General features: G+C 32.7%; 23 protein-coding genes and 1 pseudogene. 14 read left to right on the top strand and 10 right to left on the bottom strand.

From position 1 onward, the window contains the following. Positions 1–4: 4 nt before the first annotated feature. On the top strand, positions 5–3055 hold the full coding sequence (locus NIL_RS05925; protein ID WP_187646892.1) for an efflux RND transporter permease subunit: 3051 nt from the start codon (positions 5–7) through the stop codon (positions 3053–3055). 40 nt (positions 3056–3095) lie between these two features. Here NIL_RS05925 and NIL_RS05920 read toward each other — a convergent pair whose 3' ends face one another. Both NIL_RS05920 and NIL_RS05915 read right to left on the bottom strand, forming a co-directional pair. Continuing rightward, positions 3096–3470: a hypothetical protein gene (locus NIL_RS05920; RefSeq protein WP_187646891.1), complete on the bottom strand. Its 375-nt coding sequence runs from the start codon at positions 3468–3470 to the stop codon at positions 3096–3098. Position 3471: 1 nt separating this feature from the next. Then, the gene (locus tag NIL_RS05915; RefSeq protein WP_187646890.1) at positions 3472–4044 is read right to left on the bottom strand and encodes a precorrin-2 dehydrogenase/sirohydrochlorin ferrochelatase family protein; all 573 of its coding nucleotides are present in this window, start codon (positions 4042–4044) and stop codon (positions 3472–3474) included. 130 nt (positions 4045–4174) lie between these two features. Between NIL_RS05915 and ahbA the strand changes: the two genes are divergently transcribed. Both ahbA and NIL_RS05905 read left to right on the top strand, forming a co-directional pair. Further along, the gene (gene ahbA / locus NIL_RS05910; protein WP_187646889.1) at positions 4175–5164 is read left to right on the top strand and encodes a siroheme decarboxylase subunit alpha; all 990 of its coding nucleotides are present in this window, start codon (positions 4175–4177) and stop codon (positions 5162–5164) included. Next, on the top strand, positions 5157–5519 hold the full coding sequence (locus tag NIL_RS05905) for a hypothetical protein (protein WP_187646888.1): 363 nt from the start codon (positions 5157–5159) through the stop codon (positions 5517–5519). The genes ahbA and NIL_RS05905 overlap by 8 nt, the downstream gene beginning before the upstream one ends. A gap of 1 nt (position 5520) precedes the next feature. Here NIL_RS05905 and NIL_RS05900 read toward each other — a convergent pair whose 3' ends face one another. Further along, on the bottom strand, positions 5521–8247 hold the full coding sequence (locus NIL_RS05900; RefSeq protein WP_187646887.1) for a translocation/assembly module TamB domain-containing protein: 2727 nt from the start codon (positions 8245–8247) through the stop codon (positions 5521–5523). Then, positions 8244–9935, bottom strand: coding sequence for an autotransporter assembly complex protein TamA (locus NIL_RS05895; protein ID WP_187646886.1), 1692 nt, complete (start codon positions 9933–9935; stop codon positions 8244–8246). Before NIL_RS05895 ends, NIL_RS05900 begins: the two co-directional genes overlap by 4 nt. Positions 9936–10063: 128 nt before the next feature. Between NIL_RS05895 and NIL_RS05890 the strand changes: the two genes are divergently transcribed. The 6 genes from NIL_RS05890 to NIL_RS05870 all read left to right on the top strand — a co-directional run bounded on the left by NIL_RS05890 (position 10064) and on the right by NIL_RS05870 (position 14997). After that, positions 10064–12193, top strand: a complete 2130-nt coding sequence (locus NIL_RS05890; RefSeq protein WP_187646885.1) for a ribonucleoside triphosphate reductase — start codon at positions 10064–10066, stop codon at positions 12191–12193. 31 nt (positions 12194–12224) lie between these two features. After that, positions 12225–12395 (top strand): anaerobic ribonucleoside-triphosphate reductase, encoded by a 171-nt coding sequence (gene nrdD, locus NIL_RS05885; protein WP_187646884.1) that lies wholly within the window; start codon positions 12225–12227, stop codon positions 12393–12395. Then, positions 12377–13063, top strand: a complete 687-nt coding sequence (locus NIL_RS05880) for an anaerobic ribonucleoside-triphosphate reductase activating protein (protein ID WP_187646883.1) — start codon at positions 12377–12379, stop codon at positions 13061–13063. The genes nrdD and NIL_RS05880 overlap by 19 nt, the downstream gene beginning before the upstream one ends. Positions 13064–13071: 8 nt before the next feature. Further along, on the top strand, positions 13072–13629 hold the full coding sequence (locus NIL_RS05875) for an archaemetzincin family Zn-dependent metalloprotease (protein ID WP_187646882.1): 558 nt from the start codon (positions 13072–13074) through the stop codon (positions 13627–13629). 767 nt (positions 13630–14396) lie between these two features. Next, positions 14397–14519 carry a hypothetical protein gene (locus NIL_RS11070; protein WP_281389189.1) on the top strand — a complete coding sequence of 41 codons (123 nt, stop codon included), beginning with the start codon at positions 14397–14399 and terminating at the stop codon, positions 14517–14519. 184 nt (positions 14520–14703) lie between these two features. Beyond that, positions 14704–14997 (top strand): hypothetical protein, encoded by a 294-nt coding sequence (locus NIL_RS05870; protein ID WP_187646881.1) that lies wholly within the window; start codon positions 14704–14706, stop codon positions 14995–14997. A 42-nt stretch (positions 14998–15039) separates the two neighbouring features. Here the strand turns inward: NIL_RS05870 and NIL_RS05865 are convergent, their stop codons facing one another. The 3 genes from NIL_RS05865 to istA all read right to left on the bottom strand — a co-directional run bounded on the left by NIL_RS05865 (position 15040) and on the right by istA (position 18485). Then, complete coding sequence (locus NIL_RS05865; RefSeq protein WP_187646880.1) at positions 15040–16203, bottom strand: pyridoxal phosphate-dependent aminotransferase; 1164 nt, start codon at positions 16201–16203, stop codon at positions 15040–15042. Positions 16204–16540: 337 nt separating this feature from the next. Beyond that, a complete protein-coding gene (istB, locus tag NIL_RS05860; RefSeq protein ID WP_246434416.1) occupies positions 16541–17356 on the bottom strand; it encodes an IS21-like element helper ATPase IstB in 816 nt (271 codons plus the stop codon). Beyond that, positions 17349–18485 carry an IS21 family transposase gene (gene istA / locus NIL_RS05855; protein WP_246434482.1) on the bottom strand — a complete coding sequence of 379 codons (1137 nt, stop codon included), beginning with the start codon at positions 18483–18485 and terminating at the stop codon, positions 17349–17351. The genes istB and istA overlap by 8 nt, the downstream gene beginning before the upstream one ends. Before the next feature lie 113 nt (positions 18486–18598). On the opposite strand from istA, the pseudogene NIL_RS10980 reads away from it, so the two are divergent. The 5 genes and pseudogenes from NIL_RS10980 to NIL_RS05835 all read left to right on the top strand — a co-directional run. Further along, a pseudogene (locus tag NIL_RS10980) lies at positions 18599–18900 on the top strand (IS481 family transposase); the annotation flags it as partial. 75 nt (positions 18901–18975) lie between these two features. Then, the gene (locus NIL_RS10975) at positions 18976–19485 is read left to right on the top strand and encodes a DUF1153 domain-containing protein (RefSeq protein WP_197972054.1); all 510 of its coding nucleotides are present in this window, start codon (positions 18976–18978) and stop codon (positions 19483–19485) included. 66 nt (positions 19486–19551) lie between these two features. After that, positions 19552–19965, top strand: a complete 414-nt coding sequence (locus tag NIL_RS10845) for a DDE-type integrase/transposase/recombinase (RefSeq protein WP_197972053.1) — start codon at positions 19552–19554, stop codon at positions 19963–19965. 12 nt (positions 19966–19977) lie between these two features. Continuing rightward, positions 19978–20154: an integrase core domain-containing protein gene (locus NIL_RS10840; protein ID WP_197972052.1), complete on the top strand. Its 177-nt coding sequence runs from the start codon at positions 19978–19980 to the stop codon at positions 20152–20154. Between the two features lie 420 nt (positions 20155–20574). Next, positions 20575–20955: a YbgC/FadM family acyl-CoA thioesterase gene (locus tag NIL_RS05835; protein WP_187646878.1), complete on the top strand. Its 381-nt coding sequence runs from the start codon at positions 20575–20577 to the stop codon at positions 20953–20955. Here the strand turns inward: NIL_RS05835 and NIL_RS05830 are convergent. From NIL_RS05830 to NIL_RS05820, 3 genes are all read right to left on the bottom strand, one after another. Then, the gene (locus NIL_RS05830; RefSeq protein ID WP_187646877.1) at positions 20903–22138 is read right to left on the bottom strand and encodes a hypothetical protein; all 1236 of its coding nucleotides are present in this window, start codon (positions 22136–22138) and stop codon (positions 20903–20905) included. The genes NIL_RS05835 and NIL_RS05830 overlap by 53 nt on opposite strands. Then, entirely contained in the window at positions 22126–22794 is a 669-nt protein-coding gene (locus NIL_RS05825) for a uracil-DNA glycosylase (protein ID WP_187648604.1), read from the bottom strand. Before NIL_RS05825 ends, NIL_RS05830 begins: the two co-directional genes overlap by 13 nt. 63 nt (positions 22795–22857) lie before the next feature. Further along, entirely contained in the window at positions 22858–23241 is a 384-nt protein-coding gene (locus NIL_RS05820) for a class II SORL domain-containing protein (RefSeq protein WP_187646876.1), read from the bottom strand. Positions 23242–23268 lie beyond the last annotated feature (27 nt).

Raw genomic sequence — 23268 nt, 5'->3', positions numbered from 1 at the left:
CATTATGGAAAGATTTTTCAGCTTACTAATTAGATATAAACTTCTAATCATAGCTCTTTTCATAGCAATTGCTGGTTTTGGATATAAAGCATACAAAGAGATACCTATTGATGCCTTTCCTGATATTACTCCCAAACAGGTAGTTATTTATACTGAAAGTCCGGGAAATTCTGCTCAAGATATAGAAAAACTTATAACATATCCTATAGAGTCGGCTATGGCCGGACTTCCTGGGGTTAAACTGATTCTTTCAAATTCGCTTTTTGGACTTTCTTATGTTTCTGTCTTTTTTGAAGATAAGTATGATATCTATTTTCTAAGACAGTTAGTTGCTGAGAGACTAAGAAACGTTGATATTCCAAAAGGGTGGGGCAAACCTGTTATAGGGCCTAATACTACTGGATTAGGACAAGTATTTTGGTATGTGTTAGAAGATAAAAGTAAAAAACTAAGTCTGAGTGAGCTTAGAGAACTGCACGATTATACGGTGGCTCCTCTTTTGAAATCTGTTGACGGAGTAGAAGAGGTTGTAGGGTGGGGAGGCTTTGTTAAGCAGTATGAAGTTTTGATAGACCCTAAGCGCCTTCAAGCGGTAGATGCTACTTTTGAAGAGATTGTGTCGGCTTTGCAAAAGAGTAATCAAGCAGCTGGCGGACAGTATCTTGAGATGAACCGGGAGCAGTATCTAATAAGAGGTGCCGGGCTTTATGAAAGTATAGAAGATATTAAAAACAGTGTTGTAAAAGCAAAAGAGGCTAAAGCTGTCACCATAGGTGATGTTGCCGAAGTTGTTATAGGAAAGGCCCCCAGGTTTGGGGCTGTGAGTTTGAACTCAGATGAAGTGATGTTTGGGATGGTTTTGCAAAGAAGCGGAACCAATGCTGCAAAAGTGGTAAAGCATATAAAAGAGAAGCTCCCTTTGGTAAACTCCGCACTGCCAAAAGGTGTGTCTATAAGGAGTATATACGATAGAACACAGATTACTCATAAAGCGGTAAATACTATGACTTCTGCACTACTTAGCGGAGCTTTGTTGGTTGCGGTAATTTTGTTTTTGTTTTTGTTTGAGATTAGAAGTGCCATGATTGTTATAGTTTCGCTTCCACTATCTTTACTTATAGCCTTTTTGCTTATGAAGAAGTTCGGAATCAGTGCAAATCTTATGAGTCTGAGCGGTCTATCTATAGCTATAGGTATGATAGTAGATGCTACTATAGTTATAGTGGAGAACTGCTTTAGACTACTTCACGAACATAAGGGGCTTTCAAAATCACAGATAATCTCTGAAGCCACTGCAGGTGTGACAAAACCTGTCTTTTTTGCTACTTTAGTAATAGTTGCCGTTTTCATACCGCTTTTGAGTCTTGAAGGTTTGGCCGGAAAGCTCTACTCGCCTATGGCTATAGATATTGTTTTTGTTATGATTGGTTCTTTGGCTGTAGCTCTTTTTTTGATTCCTGTTTTGTCATATCTGCTTTTAAAGCCTGTAAAGAATTCTACCAGTCCTTTGATGAAAGTTATAAAAAATGTATATTTGCCTCTTTTGGAATACTCATTAAAGTATGCAAAATCTGTGGTAGCTGTAGTAGCGGTTCTTTTTTTTGTAACGATTTGGCTTTTATTGCAGCAAGGAAGAGAGTTTATGCCAGAACTAAATGAAGAGTCTATTATGTATCGTGTTATAGCTATACCTGGTACCGCACTGACTCAAAGTATTAATACGGCTCAGGATATTGAGAGGTATATTCTTAAAAATTATGGCGGCAGTGTGGAGTCGGTTTTGAGTATGATTGGAAGGAGCGAAAAAGGTGAGACGGCCCAGGCCAATTATATGGAGGTTTTACTTACTTTAAAAGATAGCGTTGAAAATATAGAACAATTGGCAAAAAAGATGACCCATGATCTACAAGAGAGATTTGATTATGTTCAGTTTATCCCGACTCAGCCTATTTCTATGAGGATAGAGGAACTTTTAGAGGGAGTGAAAGCAGAACTTGCTATAAAGATTTTTGGCGAAGATCAAAAGATTCTAGGTAGATTGGCTGAAAATATTACAAAAGTAATAAAAAATATAGATGGTCTTGAGAGAGTTGAGGTTGAGTCTCAATTGGGTCAAGCACAGATAGAGATAAGACCGAACTATTTAGCTCTTTCGAGATATGGACTAGATGTAGCAGAAGTTATGGATGTGATAAGATACGGTATTGGAGAAGAGCCGGTAACCGAAAAGATTGAGGGAGTCAGGAGGTTTGGGATAGTTCCTAAAATTAAGGATGCAAAAAAGAGTATTGAAAATATAAAATCTCTTCAGCTACGCTCAAAAAGTGGCAAAATGGTCTCTTTGGAAGAGGTTTGTGATATTAGAGTAGTCCAAGGTCCCTCTTTTATAAAAAGGGAAAATTTGAGTCGATATATGGTGATTTCTATGGAAGTAGATGGCAAAGATATGGCCTCTTTTGTAAAAGAGGCAAATGAGGCGATAAAAAAAAGTGTTGATTTTCCTGCTGGTTATTATATAAAATGGGCTGGAGATTTTAAAAATATGCAAGAAGCTACTAAAAAACTTATGTTGATAATACCTATTACTTTTTTGATAATATTTTTACTTCTCTATACAGCTTTTAACTCCTTTTCTAAAGCGCTTTTGATAATGCTTGGAGTTCCTCTTGGACTCATAGGAGGAATAGCCGCTCTTATTATAAGCAAAGAGTATCTAACAATATCGGCTATAGTGGGATTTATCGCAGTTTTTGCTATTGCAGTCCTAAATGGGATAGTTTTGGTAAGTTTTATAGATGAGTTAAAAAAGAGATATACACACGTAAAACTGGAGACTCTACTCAAAGATGCAACGCTTCTTCGTCTAAGACCTGTTTTGATGACTGCATTTACTACTCTGTTTGGTATTTTACCTCTATTGTTTGCCACAGGAGTAGGTAGTGAGATACAGTATCCGTTAGCAGTTGTTGTGGTAGGTGGAATCATAAGTTCGACTCTGTTGACTTTGATTGTTCTTCCATCTCTTTATCTTCTTTTTTACAAAAAAGGAGATTAAATTCTCGGCCTTTTGGCCGAGGTTTAATCTTTTAAAAAAACTATAAGCCGAAAAACTCTTTTACAAAATGTAACTCTTCTTGATTTTTTAATACTATCTTTTTAACGATCTTTTTATTGTCGTCTAATACGTAGACGGTTTTTCCTTCAAGTTTAATATGCGTTTTTCCCCATTTTTTGAGTAATTCGTCAAAAGCTACAAAGACTTTTGAGTTCGCAACATCTAAATCTTTGCCCGTTCTTTTATCTATAATATCTAGACCTCCAAACTCTTTTCTTATCTCATACGGAAAAGTTTCTAAAATTTCGCTATATACTCTTTTACTCTTTTTTTCGGGCATATTGGTAACAAGTGCTACTACGCTCAAAAAAAGAAAAACTATTGCAAAACCCCAAAGAAGTCTTTTACTAAACATTTCAATCCTTTTTAAAATATTTTTCTATATACTCTTTTGCTTTACTATCTAAAAGTTTTTGCCTCTCTTTGCCTTTAGGAAGCTTTTGCCTCATCTTTTTTAACTCTTTTATAAAATTTCCGATATCTTTTGGAATTATTTTTTCAATCGCTCTTCTTAAATATTTTGCCAGTGAGGGAGAAGCTCCAGAAGTGGAAAAAGCGATTGTTAAATCGCCTCTTTTAATGTAAGATGGAAATATAAAGTCGCAATACTCTACGCTATCTACGCTATTACAGAGAATCTTTCTCTCTTGACACTCCTGATAGACTTTTTTTTGAAGTTCCAAATCGTCAGCAGCTACAATAACTATATAAAAACCATTAATATCACCGCTATTATACTCTCTATTTATATATTTAAGAGAGTTTTTATCTATAAAGTCTTTTACTCTTTGATCTATTTTAGGTGATATTATAGTTATATCTTTTGTAAAATCTAAAAGATGACAAATCTTATCTCCAGCAATTTTACCTCCACCTATTACAACTGTTTTTTTGTTTGTTAAATTTACAAATGCAGGAAAATAACTCATAAATCTCCTTAAACAATTTACTAGTCTAGTAATGATATCATAAACTAACATATAAGAGATTTGATGACTATCAAGGAAAAAGAGAAAAAATATCAATACAATTTATCTAAATCATAAGATAGAGGTTCACATGGAAAAAGAGTTTTTAAATATAATTCAAAAAGAGTTTCCTATTAGCGAAAGACCTTTTAAAGATTTGGCCGAGAAATTAGGAGCCGAAGAAGAAGATGTTTTGAATCTGTATAAAAGATTGAAAGATGAGAAAATAATTCGTCAAACATCTGCAATTTTTGATACCAAATCTTTGGGTTACAGTTCTTCACTGGTGGCTTTTAAAGCAGATGATATAGAAAGAGTTGCCGAGTTCATAAACACGCATCCAGGTGTTAGTCACAACTATGAAAGAGACAACCCTTTCAATCTTTGGTTTACTCTTGCGGTACCTCCAGATAGTGAACTTGGACTTGAAAAAACAATAAAAATAATGGCCCAAAAAACAGGAGTGAGAGAGTATATAATACTACCAACCAAAAAGATGTTCAAAATCTCCGTGCAATTGGACGTAAAAGGCGAAAAGTCAAAAAAGGAGAAAATAAAGAAAAAAGAGAAGATTAAAATAGAGCTTGAGCCTATCCATTTTGAGCTGATTAAAACTTTACAAGAAGATATAGAGCCTGTAAAAAAGCCTTTTGAAAATATGGTAGATAGCTTAAATATAGATTACGATTTTTTGAAAAGAGAAGCTAAAAAATTACAAGATGCTGGTATTATGAGACGTTTTGCTTCTATTTTATACCACAGAAAAGCTGGGTTTAAGGCAAACGCTATGGTTGTTTGGAAAATTCCAGAAAACAGAGCCGAAGAGATCGGTCAAAAAGTTGCCGAATATAGTGCTGTTAGTCACTGTTATCTAAGACCGGTATATCCGAACTGGCCATATCCTCTTTTTTCTATGATCCACGGCAAGAGCAAAGATGAAGTGGAAGAGGTGGTTAACGAAATCGCAAAAGAGATAGAGGCTGCGGAGTATAAATATCTATATTCTACTAGAGAGTTTAAAAAGGTGAGGATTAAATATTTTTCACCTCAATTTAAAGAGTGGGAGGAAACTTATGGATAGTATAGCTAATTTTTTCAAAGAGGAGATAATATATATTTTTATCTCTTTGTTTATTTTAGGTATAACTGTATTTGTAACTACTAGGCCATTTATGTCGAAAAAAGCAAAATTAGCAATCCCTTTTATGTTTCTTTTTTTAACATTGGCGCTTATTGCTCACTATAATCTAAGAGTGGAACATATAAAAGAGGTAAGAGAAGCATTTGAGGAAGGAAAAGATATATTGTGTCTAGATAAAACAAATAAAATAGGTCACGTAATGGTGAAAAAAGGCGAGTGGAGATTAAAAGGAGATACTTTTGTAAATCCAGAATTTGCAAGAGGCTATAATATCAGACAATGTATAGTTGAATAGATTATTTTTCAATCTTATAATATAGATCAAATGCACTCTTTTGTGGGGTTATAAAAACTTCGCTTTGTAGATAGCGGTTGATTTTGTATCTTATAATGATAGAGGATATTTGATCGTTTTTGTAAAGAACAGTAATTTTATCTGATATCTTTTTGCCTATCTCAAAGCCGATGCCAGAACCAGATGTAATAAGTGAATATTTATCCAGTTTCAATCCAAAGTTTTTAATCAGATCTTTTACGAAAAAATTGCTTAGCATTTCGGCAAATTTTTCTCCGCCGGTAGTTTTAAATAGCAATGACGAGAGTTTAGAATCGAAAATAATCATTGCCAAAATATCATTTTGAGATAAAAATGGCTCAGAATCAAAAGTGATTATAGGATTTTCAAATTCACCAACTATTTTAATATAAATAATATATGGCTCTTTTTCATATTTTACATTTATATTTATAAAAGGGTTTGTAATAGGACCGTAAAAATCTACCTCACTTTTTGTTATCTTAAACATTTTTTCTCCAAAATAGTATTTGCCTTTTTCAACTACTATCTGTCCAAGTAACTCCAAATCTTTTTGGTACTCTTTCCAGATAGTTAAGTCACTAAAAAGCTGAGCTTTCATATCTTTTATTTTGTAAAAAAAAGCTTTTTTACTTATTATATGAATATTCAAAGCGATATTTTTTTTGAAAAAAAGTGATTTTTTTACTTCTGGTATATCAACGATAATTATATCTTTATCTTTGATTGTTCTTATTTTTTTAGGGTTGTGTGTGATTGTTGCACTATTTATAAAAACCTTACCTTCTGTGAAAATATTTTTATTTTTGATATATACGATAAGTTCGAGATCAAAGTCTATAACTCCTTCTACTGAGGAGTACTTATAACTTTTTGCATTTATATTAAATCTACCTTCTTTATTCAATTCATAAAGGCCGTCAATTTTTACCTTGTCTTCTATCCATAATTTTTTTATTAATATTTTTGATTTGTCAAAAACAATCTCAGAACTTTTAGTTGCGTAAATACCATATTCTTTAAATGCGAAGGCGTAATAGTCTATTATGATTTTTTTAAGATCTCCTCTTAGATTGGTATTGAAATATGTTAATGTGTAAAATCTGTCTTTTTCATATTCGTAAATTATCCGGGGAGAAACTATATTGGCTTCGTAGTGATAGTTTTTCATATCAAAAAGTATTTTAGCTTTTAATCTTGCATCAATATTTTTGATATTTATAGGATAAATTTTTTCAAGCTCAGTATTTAGAGATTTCAAAGAGTCTACTTCTAAATCTATAGACAGTTTTTCTAAAGGATTTCCATATACTGAAATTTGAGTATCTTTTAAAAATATTTTTGAATCAATCTGTTTTTTGCTATATACTAAATCGCCATTTAAAATGTTGTTGGAAAATTTAACATTTAGTGGTAGATACGTATTTGAAGTAACTTTTAGGGGAAACAGTTTTTCTACTTTAAATCCTTTTCTTTTAAGTAAAGATGAAAAGGATAGAAGTAGCTGGGCATTTAATCTACGGTTTTTGTAAGTACCTATTATATCTACAAGATTCGATTTAATATGATAATTAATGTTCAAATTCTTTTTATAGGTACCATATAGATTAAGATAGAGGAAAATTTTTTTAAGCTGTGTATCAGTTCGAATAAGGTTAGTAAAATAGATTTTTTTAGTATTTAAAGAAAATATTATCTCACTTTTATTTTTCTCAATATTAGCTAGTGCTTCTAAGTAATTATTGTAGAGTTTTAGCTTTGTTTTTTGAAGATTTCCGCTAAAATTGATATCTACTTGTTCGAAAAGTTTGGGATTTAGCTCTTTTGTAAGTTTAGGTAGATTTACTATCTTTGCATTTCCTCTATATTTTAAATCATTTTTATAAAATATTTTGGCTTCTATTAAAGCTTTTGTGTTTTTACAACCTACATTTGTGAGAAGATTTGATTTTAGTTCTTTTTCTTTATATAGATAAACTCCTTTTAAAGTTGACTTGAGTACTGAAGTTTTAAATTTTTTCAGAAAATCTTTTGCCGATGTGGTTAATACAAAATCTATCTTTTGGGTATCTATAACTGTTTTAAAATCTATTTTATCTATTTTACCTAAATCGAACTCATTTACAAATTTTGATAGATATTTTTTATTGGGGATAGCACTACCAAAAAGAGTCAGTTTTAGATTTTTTATAAAACCTTTGGCTCTAATTTTTGCGTATATTGAATCGATTGACATTTTTTCAACACTTGCTGAAATATTTTTAAAGATTTTGATATTTTCAATTTTTGTATAAATATTTATAGACTCTTTTTTTCTTATATATTTTGCATCTATAGTTAGATTGTAAATGGATATGGGAATTGGAAACAGTTTATTACTTTTTTTTCTATTTTTCTGTTTGATTTTTAAAAGATTATCTATTTGTAGTGAATCTATAATCATTGAGTCAAAACCGATATAACCATTTAAAAAAGATAGATAGTCAATATCTAAAAAGATATTTTTGGATATTTTTCGTTTTTTGTAGCTTATATCTTTAAATTCAAAAGAGTCGATTTTTTTCCAGATAACTTTTTTTACGTTAATATCGTTTTTTTTCAATTCATCTTTTATTAAAGATTGGAGTAGGTCTTTTTCACTTTGAATAACAACAAAAGAGAGTAATATAAGCAAAAAAGCCTCAAAAGAGTAGATAAAAAGTCTCAAAAAGTTGCTCCTATACTGATATGTAGTGCATTTTGTCTAAAATCGTTGGTATCAAAACCAAAATCAAGTTTTAGATTTCCCATAGGAGTAGGATATCTAAAACCAAAACCGACACCGTTAACTGGTTTTAAGTCGTATCTGAAACTTTTGGAACTAAGAACTGTTCTATCCCAAAAAAATGCCGCTTTTAATCTTTTATAAAGGGGAAAATCGGTTTCTATAGTAGTTTCAAACAGTGATTTTCCGCCGCTTTTGTATATAGAATCAGTAGCAGTTAGTCTGTTGTATGAATAAGCTCTGTTTGATTTTATACCCCCGGCGAAAAATAGTTTGGAAGATGGTAAATCTGCTTGAAAAGTGTTTATAAAACCAAGTTTAGTTCGTAAAAAAAAGGTTATATATTTCCAGCTTTTAAAAAATCCTATCTCCGCACTATTTTTTATATATGTAGCACTAGAGATCTGTTTTAAACTCCCCTCAAGATCATTTTTTATATAAAATCCTCTTTTTGGATATATTTTTGAGTCTCTTTTATCATATATCATTCCAAAAAATGGATATATAATGTCAAATCTACCGCTATTTTCGGAAATCAAACTATTATAAATATCTATATTTTCCCAAAAAAGAGAGAATTTATAAGATAGATCATAATACTCCTTTAACAATGTAGCTCCAAGTTTCCCTTTTTTTTCATCAAAATTATCATATTTTTCCATATTATAAAGTGCTTCATTTACAAGATCAAATTTTTTTTTAAAAATCTCTACAGTTGGTGTGAAAAGTTTGACAAAAATCTCTTTTTTGTTTTGTGAGTAGTTAGTTTGTAATTCGAACTGTTTTTGATGAAAGTTAAGATTTTTGTATGAAAAATTTATATGAAAACCGTTTAGACTCTCATATCCTAGCCCGGCTTTATAGATATGGATCTTTTTTCTCTCTTTAAGATGAATGTCCACTAAAATTTGATTGTCTATCTTCTTAGAGTAGTCTATGATAATATTTCTAAAATACTCTAAAGAGTAAAGTTTTTTGTAACTTTGCTCTATCTTTTCCAGAGCAAAATAATCTTGCGGAGTTATATATATATGGGACAAGACTACATCTTTTGAGATACTTTTTAGTCCAAATATATTGACATCTTTAATTTTGCATTTGCTATTTTTTTCAACATAATAGACCAAAAAAGCTTCATTTGTTTTAGTGTATATATATGCTTTTGGGTTAAAGTAATAACTGCAGAAGCCATTTTTTAAAAGCGCTTTTTTGATTGATTCTTTAGATTTTATGAATTTTTTTGTACTAAATCTCTCTTTTTCTTTTGGACCTATAAGATTATTTATTTTAAAATCTGAAGTTATTTCTATCTTTTTGACTATTATTGGAGCATTTTCGTAAATAACAAATATAGCTTTTTTATTTTTCATATCTTTTTTAAGTTTAATTTCTATATGCCAAAAACCCTCTTGTTTGTAAAAAAATTCAAGCTCTTTTTTTAGAGTATCGAGAAGTTTTTCGTTCACTTTAGGTTCAAATTTTCTATATAAGACTTTATCCCAAAAACTCTGTTCAAAACCCAGTTCTTTATATAATATTTTTTTATCGAAAGTCTTATTTCCTTCAAATAAGATACCAAATTGAGAAGCAAACATAAAAATAGGAACTATTAAAATAATAAAAATTCTCACTAACTCCCTTTTTTGGGCTATTTTGTTTCTAATTATATCATTGATGGAGTGTCACATAAAAATCATCTTGTTTAGCTACAATATTTTTGAAAGTATAAAGACCTTCTAAAGGCTTCAAGGAGAAATTTATGAGATTGCCTCTTCCTAAAATTATCATTAAAAGAGACGGTTCTACTGAGGAATTTAAGGCATACAAAATAGAAGATGCCATAAAAGCGGCTTTTGACAGTGTTTTAGTGCCTTATGACAAAAGAGTATATGAGAGTGTTCTTATAAGAATATCTTTCGATACGGTAAAAGCTGTTGAAGAGATACAAGATATCATAGAGTATGAGCTTTACCGTGCCGGCTATTTTGATGTGATGAAATCTTTCATAACTTACAGATTTTTGCATAAGATGCAAAGAGAACATATCGCCGGGCTTAGTGACGACACTACTTTTATCAACTCTACACAAAGTGTACAAGAGTATATAAACAAAAGCGATTGGAGAATCAACGCAAACGCCAATACCGGTTACTCAAACGCAGGCCTTGTAAATAATTTAGCAGGAAAGATAATTGCCAACTTTTGGCTTGATAAAGTATATTCGAAAATAGAAGGGTACGCTCATAGAAATGCAGATATTCACATACACGATCTTGACTGTCTTACCGGATATTGTGCAGGATGGAGTTTAAGAGCTCTTTTGAACGAAGGTTTTAATGGAGTTAGAGGTAGAGTAGAGAGTAAGCCGCCAAACCATTTTAGATCCGCTCTTGGTCAGATGGCAAATTTTTTGGGAATTTTGCAAAGCGAATGGGCCGGAGCTCAGGCATTTAGTTCTTTTGATACATATCTGGCTCCATACGTTTTTAAAGATGATTTGCCTTATGAAGAGGTAAAAGAGGCGATTAGAAGTTTTGTTTACAATCTCAACGTTCCAGCACGCTGGGGGCAGAGTCCTTTTACAAATATAACTATCGACTGGACTGTTCCAGATGATCTTAAAGACCAGATTCCAACCAAAAACGATCGCCATCTTTTCGAAGATATCAAAGATGACGAAAAACTTCTAAAAAAAGCTAAAGAGAGGGGAGTGGATAGTCTAACATCTTTGACCTACAAACATTTCCAAAAAGAGATGAATATCATCAATAGAGCTTTTTACGAAGTTATGACTGAGGGCGATAAGTCCGGTCAGCCTTTTACTTTCCCTATACCTACCGTCAATATAACCGAAGATTTTGATTGGTACGGGGAAAATACCGATATTTTATTTGAAAATACGGCTAAAATCGGAAGTAGTTATTTTCAAAACTTTATTGGAAGTCAATATATCATAGACCCAAAAACCGGTGAAAAAAAACCAAATCCAGACAGTTATAAACCAAATGCGGTAAGAAGTATGTGCTGCAGGTTGCAACTAGATCTAAGAGAGCTTTTAAAAAGAGGAAATGGACTTTTTGGAAGCGCTGAGATGACGGGAAGCATCGGTGTTGTTACTATCAACATGGCAAGACTTGGATATAGATTTAAAGGGGATAAAAAAGGTTTTTACCAAGAACTCGAAAGACTTATGGATATAGCAAAATCTACGTTAGAGAAAAAAAGAAGGTTTGTAAATGAGATGTTTGAAAGAGGGCTTTATCCATATACTAAAAGATATCTTGCAAATTTCAACAACCATTTTTCAACTATCGGTGTTAACGGAATGAATGAGATGATTAGAAATTTCACTAATGACGCATACGACATAACGGATGAGAGAGGCATAGAGTTTGCGATGGAAGTTTTGGATTTTATGAGAGAAAAGTTGAGAGTTTATCAAGAAGAGACAGGAAATCTTTACAATCTAGAGGCCACTCCCGCCGAAGGAACTACTTATAGATTTGCAAAAGAGGATAAAAAGAGATATCCAGATATTATCCAAGCCGGTTTTGGAGAAAATATCTACTATACAAACTCTTCGCAGATTCCGGTTGGGTATACCGATGATCCTTTTGAAGCGCTGGAGTTGCAAGATGACTTGCAATGCAAATATACAGGCGGTACGGTTTTACACCTATATATGAGTGAAAAAGTAAGCTCTGCAGAAGCCGCAAGAAGATTAGTGCGTGCAGTTATCGAAAACTATAAACTACCTTACATAACCGTAACACCACTTTTTTCCGTATGTCCTAAACACGGCTATCTTAACGGCGAGCATGAGTTTTGTCCAAAATGTGACGAAGAGTTGATAGAAGAGTATTTAAGTAACGAAAATGAAAAAGCTTAAAGATAAAAACCAATATAAAAAGGAGGATAAAATGAGAAGAGAAGAGATTTTAGAATTACTTAAACACAAAAGAACAAAATGTATGGTTTATACGAGAGTTATGGGTTATCATAGACCTGTTGAGAGTTTTAACATAGGTAAAAAAGGCGAACATATAGAGAGAAAACAGTTTAAAGAGGAAAAATGCAAGATAGCGGTATAAAGGTATACGGATTAACGACTTTTACTCTGCTTGATTTTCCGGACAGGCCGTCTTGTATAATCTGGCTTGCCGGATGCAATATGAGATGTCCTTATTGCCACAATCCGGATATAGTTTTTGGAAAAAACGAGAAAGATTTTTCTGAAATTTTAAAGTTTTTGAAAAAACGAAGAAGGGTCTTAGAAGGAGCAGTAATAAGTGGCGGCGAACCTACTCTGCATAAAGATTTGGAGAAGATCTGTAAAGCCGTTAAAGATTTGGGTTATAAAATAAAACTCGATACCAACGGAAGCAATCCAAAACTATTAAAAGAACTTTTAGATGAGGGGCTTTTGGATTATGTGGCTCTTGATCTAAAAGCTACAAAAGAGAAGTATCAGAAGATAACAAAAACTAATTTTTTTGATAAAACGATAGAGTCGTTGAAGATATTAAACGACTCAAACATAGAGTTTGAAGTAAGAACTACGGTTCATACCGACCTTTTAAACGAAAATGATGTTGAAGATATTTCTAAAATCTTAAAAAATATGAATTTTAGAGGAAAATTTTATATTCAAAACTTTATAAAGATAGAAAAGCTTCTAGAGGATATGCAAAACCAAAAAAGAATTTTAGCTATAGACAAACTCAATTTAGCCGTTGAAGCTGGTTTTAGAAATTTTTAGGTAGAAATATGGGTAGATATAGAAGAGTTTTGATAAAAACGTTTTCTATTAGTGATATATCGTTTATTAAAAAGCTTACTGTAAAAGTCAAAGAAGTTTTAAATATGGAGGTTCAATATATCGGCGATCTGCCTTTGCCGTACTCCGCTTATAATCCGCTAAGAAGGCAGTTTTTAGCGGAAAAGTTTTTGGAGACTCTACTTTTGGAGAAAGATTTTGAAGAAGATATTATTCTTGGGATATGCGACGTTGATCTATTTGAGCCGGGACTAAATTTTGTTTTTGGGATGGCTTCTCCTTTTTATTCCGTATGTATCGTATCGACGAAAAGGCTTAAAAACTCGTTTTATAATCTTCCTGAGAACGATTCGTTGTTATTTAATAGAGTTCTAACAGAATCTATTCACGAGATAGGTCATACTTTAGGGCTTGAACACTGTTCAAATTTTCCTTGTGTTATGAACTTTTCGAACTCTATCGATGAGACCGATAAAAAAGGGTATCTATTTTGTGAAGATTGTCTAGAAAAATTCCAAAAAATTGTCTGTACTATCCATCATTTTTAAATGGCTTTGGAAACTTTAATATAAAGTTAATTTATCGTAAAAAAGCGTACAATTTTTTTTCTAAAGTGTTTTGTTGATATTTTTGATATTCGGCTAAGACCTCGTTTTTTCTTTGTGAAGCTATGGTAGCTAATTAGATTTTGGGGGTTAGTATTTGTCTGAATTAAAGCTATTGGTATTACTTTCTCATTTTGCTTATGGTTTCTTATGGTGAGCTATCTTACGAAATATCTATAGAACATTCACCGCTTATTGCATAAAAATAATCGTCGTAATCTTTGGTTTAAATCATTTTGTAACTCCTCTATTGATTTGTAGATTTTTTTCGAAATGCTACTGCACAGAACTCTTGTTATACCGTTTTATGAAGTTTTTCACAGATGCCATATATTTGTGAAGATTGGGATTTTGTAAAAGTATGTTATTTTCTATTAAAAAATAAAGCTCATATATACTTGGCTTTATATTCAAATTTTTTTGTGAAGAAAAAGATATTTATATAAAAGACACCTTATAGGTTGGATCACTTCGCAACGGCCACAAATCTTTTTTATCATCAATTTCGTCATATTTTTAATATATACGAATATATTTTATAAAAAGATGATCATTTATCCACTATCAAATTCAACAATAGTTTTAAATCATAAGTATAAGGATGTAAAAGAGGGTATTTCGTTAGCGTTAAGAGATGAGCGTTTTAGTATAGGAAACAGACACTTTTATAAAAAGGGGATTTATACGGTAAATCTTAATTAAGAAAAAAGATGTACGATGTACAAAAAAGTTACTTTTTAAACTTTTTGTATGATAAGATAGTTATAGACAAGATGGGTATCGATAACAACTTTGAACCATATTTTAAAAAGCCAACTATATCTTTTGATTAGGTCACTTTTATAACTTCCAATTAAGAGGCTAGGATAGTAAGACAAATGGATTTTGATAGATTACCAAAAAATGCAAAAGGCGAAATCTACATCGTAGTGCTTGTAAAATGTTCTTAACTGAAATTTTGTTAATTTAAAGTTTTGTGCTATACTTTTTAAAAACCAGGTTAAAAAAGGAGCGGTTATGGCTAAAACAAGAAGTGAGATAAAGATATTTAATCTATACGGAACAAAAGAGGGTATAGTTTCAGTAGCGCATGTTACCGAACCATATGGACAAAAGAGTGAGCCGGTAGTTAGTATAGGCATCTCGCTAAACGGTAACGCAAACGAACCGGAGTGGAAAGTTCATATTCCTTATGAAAATATCGACGATTTAATAGAGGCGTTGAAACTAGCTAAGAGTGAGTTTGGAAAAGATTATATAAACGAACAATCAAAACCCGATATTGATGATGGAGTAGTTGGAGGCGAGTAAATTTTAAGAAAATCCAAAAGGGCGTAAGCCCTTTAAAGATTATTAATAGTTTTGAACAAATCTTTTTATTCTGTTAATACCTTCTCTTATAGTTTCAATATCAGTTGCAAAGCTGAATCTGAAGTATCCATCTTTACCAAAACCGATACCTGGAACTACGGCAACTCCTTCCTTTTCTAAAAACTCTTTTGCGAACTTTAAAGAGTCATTTTCTATTTCGGAGTGATTTACAAAAAGATAAAACGCACCGGCAGGTTTGATTACGCTTAAGCCCCCTATACTATTGAACATATCGCAAGCTTCGTCTCTTCTTTTTTTAAATTGCTCTTTCATGTACTCTATATCTTTATCTATAGTTCCATCTAGTCCAGGAATAGCGGCCTTTTGTGTAATAGAACAGATATTTGAGGTACTTTGAGACTGGAGTTTTTTCATAGCTTTTACTATTTCTTCATTAGGCGCTGCAAGATAACCAAATCTCCATCCCGTCATTGCCGCGGATTTGCTAAGACCGTTTATAGTAATAGTTCTGTTATACATATCTTCGCTAATTGAAGCCGTTGAGACAAACTCCCCTTCGTAAGTTAGTTTTTCGTACATCTCATCACTTGCCACATATATATCCGTTCCTTTTAAAACCTCGGCCAGAGCTTCTAGTTCCTCTTTCAAGTAAACCGCTCCCGTAGGGTTTGAAGGCGTGGTTAAGATGAGCATTTTTGTTTTAGGAGTAATCGCTTTTTTAAGTTGTTCAGGAGTGATTTTAAAACCGCTCTCTTCTGTGGTATCTACAAAAACCGGTACTCCTTCGGAATATTTTACAAGTTCGGGGTAGGTTACCCAGTACGGTGAAGGTATGATTACTTCATCTCCTTTATCGATTAAAGCTTGAAAAAGGTTAAAAAGTGACTGCTTTGCGCCGTTACTAACTATGATCTGCTTTTTTGAATATGTTAGGTTATTATCTCTTTTAAGCTTATCACTAATAGCTTCTAAAAGTTCAGGGATACCTTCAACGGCCGTATATTTTGTGAAACCTTCTTCCATAGCCTTTATAGCGGCCTCTTTTATAGCTTTTGGAGTATCAAAATCGGGTTCACCGGCTGAGAAACTAAGAACGTCTTTTCCGCTAGCCCTTAACTCTCTAGCTAGCGATGTTATCGCTATAGTCATAGATTCTGAAAGAGACTCTATCCTTTTAGAAAACATTTAAAATCCTTTTTAGATTTTTTAAAATTATAGCAAAAGATATTAAATATTGGATATTGGTTAAAATAGTTAAAACAGTTGAGTAGTTTTATAACCAACTCTCCTAACCAACTACTCAACCACTTATCCACTCAGCCAATTTTAACTTTTCATCGATTTAACAAACGCTTCGTAAATATGTTCAAGCTCTTCTTTTTTAAAATATCTTTGTTTCCGGTCATTAATGTATGTTCCAAAAGTGCAACCCGTTTTATGAGATACTCAAACATTGTCAAGTGCAACCCAAAAATGTACCACTTCGGCAATGTAAAAATGCACCACCTGTTACATTGAGAAACTAACTGTTTAACCCTGTAAAAATACCTGCTTTTCTTTTTTGCTTAAGCCTATAGCTTTCACCCTGAATGTTTAAGATATGACTGTGATGAATAAGTCTATCAAGTATTGCAGTAGTCAATGCTTCATCATTGTTAAGTACCTCCTTGAATTTGGTAAAGTTAAGATTGGATGTGATTATGATCGAGCCGCTCTCGTATCTTTTGTTGATTACCTGGAAAAAGAGGTTGGCCTGATTTTCATTTAGTTTTATATATCCAAATTCATCTATTATCAAGAGTTTTGGGATATTTATCACTTTTTTAAAATAGTCGTTCAATCTGCCTGCCTGCTGGGCTATTTCAAGCTGCAATAGCAGATCTGCAGCGGTAATAAACCTGGTCTTTATTCTATTTTGTGTTGCTATATATCCCAAGGCTATGGCAAGATGGGTTTTTCCTACACCGCTTGGACCAATAAGCAGGATATTTTCGGCATTATCTATAAACCTTAGAGTAGATAGTTCATTTATCATATTTTTATCTACAGATGAGCTTTTAAAGTCAAACATCTCTAAAGTTTTAACCTTTGGAAATCCCGCCAATCTAAGAGTGGTTTCTTTGGACCTTTGAATCTTTTTTTCATACTCATACTCAAATAGTTTCAATAAAAACCGGGTATATGAGAGATTCTCTTTCATAGACTGTTCTGCGATATATGAGTAGCTCTCTTGTATTGCCGGTAATCTGAAAATTAGGGCATACTCTTTTATTCTTTCATCTATAGAGGCTGCTTCATATGATATGCTCTTTTTTTGTATTGATTTATTGCTACTCATTTACAGCCTCCTGTAACAAATCCTCATAATCTTTCAAAGAGGTTTGTGGTTCTATTTTTACTTTATCATCCAATATTTTTAAATAAAGTTTATTATCCTCTTTTGAATATTCGGTTTTTCTAAAAAAGTTGTTGTTTTTATCTATTGACACAAAAACCTTTTTGTTTGTAGAATTACTTTTCGTATGTATCATTAATGAACTCCTCGGCTCTGCTGTTTTTACAAGTGGCAGCAGAGCCTTCTTTTCTATTTCAAACAGTTCTCTCGGTTTTTGCTTCAGTGTAGAATGTACTCTATTACTTGTAATCTCAAGCCAGCTAAATATTTGTGAATTTAAAAGCTTACAATCGATGACAAGAGAAGAATTTTTCAGCTTTGCTTTTAAGGGTATATAGAAGTTTCTTTTCAAATATCCTATATATCTTTCAACTTTCCCTTTCGTTTTAGCTCTATATGGTTTGCATAGAAGTGGATTGAAACCGTAGTCTCGTGAAAAATCAAGAAACTTTTCATTAAATTTGTGTTTTCCTGCTCCATATGCGTTTCTTTTTATTACAACACTTTTTAGGTTATCATAAAGTATATTTTTAGGTATTCCGCCAAAGTAAGAATATGCTTTTTTATGGCAATCTTCAAATGTCTCATATCTCATATTGTCCGTAAAACAGACGTATGTATATCTGCTGTATCCAAGTATCATTATAAATGCATATATTGGATTTTTGCCGCCTTTTATAACTGTCCAATCAACTTGAGCTTGCTCACCAGGCAAAGTCTCAAATCTTACAATACTCTCCTCTTTTAAAGGCATAAACTTTTTATATAAATCACTTACAAAGCTTTGAACAACTCTTCCTTTTCCTTCATATCCCATATCCAAAATCTCCCTGTAAATAACAGTGGAAGGGATTTTATCTGGCAAAGCCTCTTTTACTCTTTTTTCAATATACGATTTAAAAGTATCGAGCTTCGATTTGTAAACAACTTTTTTCCTTGGTTTCAAACTCTCTTCCTTGAGTCTTTTTGAAATTGTTCTTCTATCTAAACCGGTAATTCTCGATATCCCCCTTATGCTGTACCCCTGCTTTTTTAAAGTGTGTATCATTACAAACTCCTCATAGCTTATCATTTCATCCAATCTCCCTCTTTAAAACTAAAGAAGAAGATTTTACAAAATCTTCTATTTTTTAACTTCGCAGGTGGTACATTTTCACTTTGCCGTTATGGTGTATTTTAGCATTGCCGATGACAAAAAATAGGGCGGCAAAAGAGATAGAAGAAGCTGTAGTTGCTTATGCTATAGAGCAATCCGCCCATGGACAGATACGAGCGAGTAACGAATTGAAAAAAAGAGGAATTTTTACTCTGTAGGAGGAGTAAGAAACGTATGGTTCAGACACAATCTCCAGACAATGAAGCTAAGACTTAAAGCTTTAGAAGAAAAGAGTGCCAAAGAAGCTCTTGAGAAAGCAAAAGAGGAAAAAGTTGCACAAGGTGAGATAGAGACACTCTTTCCAGGTTATCTTGGAGCGCAGGATACCTATACTGACTATACTGACCCCTAGTCCAACTGCACAGTGTATAATACATAAAGAATGAGAAAATGAAGGGCTCAAAGAATGGAGAAATTAGATAAAAATCCAGAAGAAGAGATAAAACGATTCATAGCAAAGAAAAAAGCGAAAATAGTGATGGATATTTTTCAAGGAAAAGTAACTGTTACAGAGGTTTCACGCAGATATGACCTAACATCTGGAGAAATCGAGGAGTGGATGGAAGAAGCCAGAAAAGGTATGGAGAACCAACTTCGGTCTCGTCCAAAAGATATAGCTGCACTTTATGAAGAGAAAATAAAAGAGATGAAAGCAGTTATTGATGAACTGACATTGGAAAATATTGCATTAAAAAAGTACGACTTCTGTAGGGGAAAAGAAGAAGTGATGCAGGTGCAGAGCGAAATGAGAGATGAAGGTTATTTGATCAGCATCACAAAACTCTGCCATCTTTTTGGCATTGTTCGTAGGAGCTTTTACTACAAATCAGTTCAAAGAACACCAAGAGTGGATGAGGAGCGAGTCCGAAAGGTCAAAGAGAAGATCAAGGAGTTTCCCACTTACGGTTATAGATGATTGGCACTGCTACTTGGAATGAACAAGAAGTTAGTACAACGTATACTGCAGATTAAAGGCTGGCAGGTGAGAAAACGAGCAAAAGGTCATAGGCCGAGGGCAAAGGTGATGCCATCACGCTCACAATATCCCAATCAAAGATGGGCTATCGATATGATAAGAGTTTGGAGTTTGCAAGATGGTTGGGCAACCTTAGCCTGTGTCATCGATACCTGTACACGTGAGATCGTTGGTTGGAGGCTCTCTGAAAACGGAAAAGCCAAGACAGCAGAAGCAGCACTGCAGGAAGGACTGATATACCGGTTTGGTAAACTTAAAAGATTTGAAAGCAAGATCGTCCTTCGAAGTGACAACGGTCTTGTCTTCACTAGCAAGTCGTTCACCAAAACGGTCAAAGAGTATAATTTTTCCCAGGAGTTCATTACACCATATACTCCAGAGCGTCCGAGCCAAAGGCGACAACCCCGCAGGTGCAGCTGAGGACAAAATGGAATGATAGAGAGGTTTTTCAGGACAATCAAAGAGGAGTGTATTTGGTATTATAACTTCAAATCACTCAAGGAGGCTAACAAAATTATTGGAGAATGGATAGATTTTTATAACCAACAAAGAAAACATTCGGCGCTTCAATACAAAACACCGGCAGAAGTGTTTCGTTTAGCAGCTTAGGTGTGCAAAAAAGGAGGGGCATTACAATTGTTTTATAATTGGTATTTGTTCAGAGGGTTCAATTAAAAAGTTTGGAAAGCTTTTAAAAATTGATGAGGATAAGTAGGATAAGTCGGACAAGTCCTATTTATGGGACTTTTATGACAACTTAGTTAAATCTGATAAGTTGGATAAGTGAAATTAGTAAAAAACTATAAAAATTTACAAATCCCAGGATCATTACCGTTAATTGAGGGAAGAGGACTACCTTGGTAGTACTTAGTAGAAATTATAATCAAAATTCATTAAAATAATGTTTAACATATAAAATGTTGTTCAATGAAAGAATTATTTTTTTAAGAATTGCAAGTTTTTAGGCACGATTTTGGGCACAAAATTAAATAATATTATTCAAAGTATCGTATTTAAGGGGAAAAAAGAGTGAAGATAAGAGTCTATTACGAAGATACGGATCTCGGCGGAGTAGTTTACTATGCTAACTACCTAAAATTTTGCGAAAGAGCAAGGAGCGAGCTATTTTTCCAAAACGGTATGCTTCCTGTAAAAGATGGGTGTCATTTTGTAGTAGTACATATAGATGCATCATTTAAAAAAAGTGCGAAATTTGCTGATATTTTGGAGGTTAAGACAAAAATTTTGGAAATTAGAAAAGTTTTTGTAAAACTAAGACAAACAATCTATAAAGATGAAGGTGTTGTTTTTGAGATGGATGTTAAACTAGCCTTTATATGTAACGAAAAACCTTCACCTATTCCAAAGGAGTTTCTTGATCTATTTCAAAATTTCTCTCAAGAGTTTTAAACCTTCCTAGAAGAGCTTTTTCCAAATAAACATTATATATAACTTGGTTATCGACAAGCTCTTCAGTAAAAACTCTTTTATCTTTTGACTTTTTTGCATAAAAATAGTCTATACCTATCGATACTGAATAGTTTATCCAATTATAAACAATATCGTTATTAAGTAGCGAGTTAATCTCTTCAAGATAGTTTGAACCACCATTTATCGAGTTTGCAAGTATAAGGCTTTTCCTATCTTTGTATTGGGTTAAGCTGAAAATCAAAGGGTTATAATTTATTTGAGTGGAGAGAATGTTTTGAGGCTCTAGATTGTAAAGTGTTAACTGCGACATAATCAAAGAACTTTTTACAATAGGAGTATTTAAGAAGATAGTGCTAGAATTTAATTCTTGGTTTTTATAAAAATATCTTTTCAGATTTGCTACCTCGTCTTTTAGTTTAATTTTTTTTACAATTGATTTGTTTGATTCGTTTTCTATGATTGTAGTAAGTTTATGTGCAAGCGGACTCTCTATTTCATAAAATATTACTATTTTTTCATTTGCAAAATCTAACAACTCCTCTATTTGATCTTTATAATCTATCCCTCCAAAAATCAAGTTGGTGTTTTGAAGATTTTTTATATCATTTTTATTGACAGTAGGAACATAGATATTTAAAAAAGTAGGAATTGAGGCAAGATTTTTTGCACCTTCCAAAGTTAGAGGTGCTATGACAAAATCAAAATTCTCACTCTCAAGTTTAGAAAGCGCCGATTGTATGGTTAAGTACTCTTCATCTTCAATTTCAAAGCTTTTTAGATGAAATTTAACATTTTTAGTCAAAAGGTAAGAGATTACCGATTTTGTAGAGGATTGAGCATATTTTCCTATTTTTTTTGTAGGCAAAAGCATAGCAATTTTTAGTTTATGCGTATAAACGAAAGAGGGAGTTATATTTAAAAGCGATGCTAAAAGTTGATAATTTTCTCTTATAGTTTCATCTTGAACTTTAGACGCTTTTGCCAAAAAAGAAAAGACTTCGCCACTTTTTAAAAAAGATAATAAACACTCTTTGTCGCATCTATCAAGCTCTATGTCTAAAACTTCCGTATGAGGTAGCGGTAAAGGTGATAGCAAAAAGCTTTTTGCATACAATGAACAACTAACTAAAAAAAGTGTAAAAATTTTTGTCAATTTTCCCATAACACTCTCTTTATCTTAAGTATATCTAAATAAGCTTCTTTTTTCTTAGATGGATTTCTAAGCAAAAAACTTGGATGATATGTTGGGATTAGTATTTTATCTTTATATTTTACTATTTCTCCCCTTATTTTTGATATAGGAGTGTTATCATTAGTAAGATATCTATAACTTGTGCTGCCTAATGCAACAACTATTTTTGGATTTATTAGTTCTATCTGTTTCACTAAATACGGAAGACATGTTTTTGCTTCCTCTTCCGTCGGTACTCTATTGTTTGGAGGACGGCATTTTACAATGTTTGCTATATAAACATCTTCTCTTTTTATATCCAAAACATTTTCTATCATTTTAGTCAAAAGCTGACCGGCTCTACCTACAAAAGGTTTTCCCATTTCATCTTCAGTAGCTCCCGGACCTTCTCCTATAAACATTATTTTTGCGTTAGGGTTACCTTCACCAAATACCACGTTTTTCCTAGTTTTTGATAGTTGGCAAAGATGACAGTTTAATACGATTTGTCTCAAGTCTTCAAGTTTATTTGGAAGATTTATGTTTTTTTTGCTGTTTTCTATTTTTATAGGATCAATATATCTGTAACCAAGCCATTTAAGCAAGATTAGATTTTTTAAAATTTCATGTTTTTTATCCGTAGTCATAAAAAAAATAATAGCCAAAGAGTAGTTAAAAGCTCATAAAACGGGCGAAAGCCCGTTTTATGATTATTCAGTTACTTCCACTTCTACAGGATCACTTTCCCATAGTCCGTGTTTAGTACAGTAGCTCATAGCTGTAAGTTTAAGTTTTTTTGTAGGGATGATATAAAAATCAACTTCTACTTGGCTCTTTTCGTTGCCTAATGTTCCAGGTGTAAAAGTTGCTTGTCCAAGAAGTCTTTCACCATCCCATAATTGAACATAAGCGATATAGTGATCAAAATCGTCAGGGTGAGAATACTCTTCACCAACTTTTACTTTGACTTTAAATTTTTCACCTTTTTTTGCACTGCTTTCACAATGAACGAATGGAGAATGTCTGTCAATATAATCTTTTTTAGACTCTCTTTCAACTTCACTTATATCTACATATCTATTGATTTTTGGCATTTCGGCCTCCTTGTAATTTTTTTGTCA

It is taken from the genome of Nitrosophilus labii (assembly GCF_014466985.1).
GTDB classification, from domain to species: Bacteria; Campylobacterota; Campylobacteria; order Campylobacterales; family Nitratiruptoraceae; genus Nitrosophilus_A; species Nitrosophilus_A labii.
This window is presented reverse-complemented; position numbering and strand designations above follow the sequence as displayed.

Bases quoted from the DNA above. Each gene is read 5' to 3' on its own strand.
- NIL_RS05925 (WP_187646892.1), top strand. From the start codon at position 5: ATGGAAAGATTTTTCAGCTTACTAATTAGATATAAACTTCTAATCATA.
- NIL_RS05920 (WP_187646891.1), bottom strand. From the start codon at position 3,470: ATGTTTAGTAAAAGACTTCTTTGGGGTTTTGCAATAGTTTTTCTTTTT.
- NIL_RS05915 (WP_187646890.1), bottom strand. From the start codon at position 4,044: ATGAGTTATTTTCCTGCATTTGTAAATTTAACAAACAAAAAAACAGTT.
- ahbA (WP_187646889.1), top strand. From the start codon at position 4,175: ATGGAAAAAGAGTTTTTAAATATAATTCAAAAAGAGTTTCCTATTAGC.
- NIL_RS05905 (WP_187646888.1), top strand. From the start codon at position 5,157: ATGGATAGTATAGCTAATTTTTTCAAAGAGGAGATAATATATATTTTT.
- NIL_RS05890 (WP_187646885.1), top strand. From the start codon at position 10,064: ATGAGATTGCCTCTTCCTAAAATTATCATTAAAAGAGACGGTTCTACT.
- nrdD (WP_187646884.1), top strand. From the start codon at position 12,225: ATGAGAAGAGAAGAGATTTTAGAATTACTTAAACACAAAAGAACAAAA.
- NIL_RS05880 (WP_187646883.1), top strand. From the start codon at position 12,377: ATGCAAGATAGCGGTATAAAGGTATACGGATTAACGACTTTTACTCTG.
- NIL_RS05875 (WP_187646882.1), top strand. From the start codon at position 13,072: ATGGGTAGATATAGAAGAGTTTTGATAAAAACGTTTTCTATTAGTGAT.
- NIL_RS11070 (WP_281389189.1), top strand. From the start codon at position 14,397: ATGTACGATGTACAAAAAAGTTACTTTTTAAACTTTTTGTATGATAAG.
- NIL_RS05870 (WP_187646881.1), top strand. From the start codon at position 14,704: ATGGCTAAAACAAGAAGTGAGATAAAGATATTTAATCTATACGGAACA.
- NIL_RS05865 (WP_187646880.1), bottom strand. From the start codon at position 16,203: ATGTTTTCTAAAAGGATAGAGTCTCTTTCAGAATCTATGACTATAGCG.
- istB (WP_246434416.1), bottom strand. From the start codon at position 17,356: ATGAGTAGCAATAAATCAATACAAAAAAAGAGCATATCATATGAAGCA.
- istA (WP_246434482.1), bottom strand. From the start codon at position 18,485: ATGATAAGCTATGAGGAGTTTGTAATGATACACACTTTAAAAAAGCAG.
- NIL_RS10975 (WP_197972054.1), top strand. From the start codon at position 18,976: ATGGAGAAATTAGATAAAAATCCAGAAGAAGAGATAAAACGATTCATA.
- NIL_RS10840 (WP_197972052.1), top strand. From the start codon at position 19,978: ATGATAGAGAGGTTTTTCAGGACAATCAAAGAGGAGTGTATTTGGTAT.
- NIL_RS05830 (WP_187646877.1), bottom strand. From the start codon at position 22,138: ATGGGAAAATTGACAAAAATTTTTACACTTTTTTTAGTTAGTTGTTCA.
- NIL_RS05825 (WP_187648604.1), bottom strand. From the start codon at position 22,794: ATGACTACGGATAAAAAACATGAAATTTTAAAAAATCTAATCTTGCTT.
- NIL_RS05820 (WP_187646876.1), bottom strand. From the start codon at position 23,241: ATGCCAAAAATCAATAGATATGTAGATATAAGTGAAGTTGAAAGAGAG.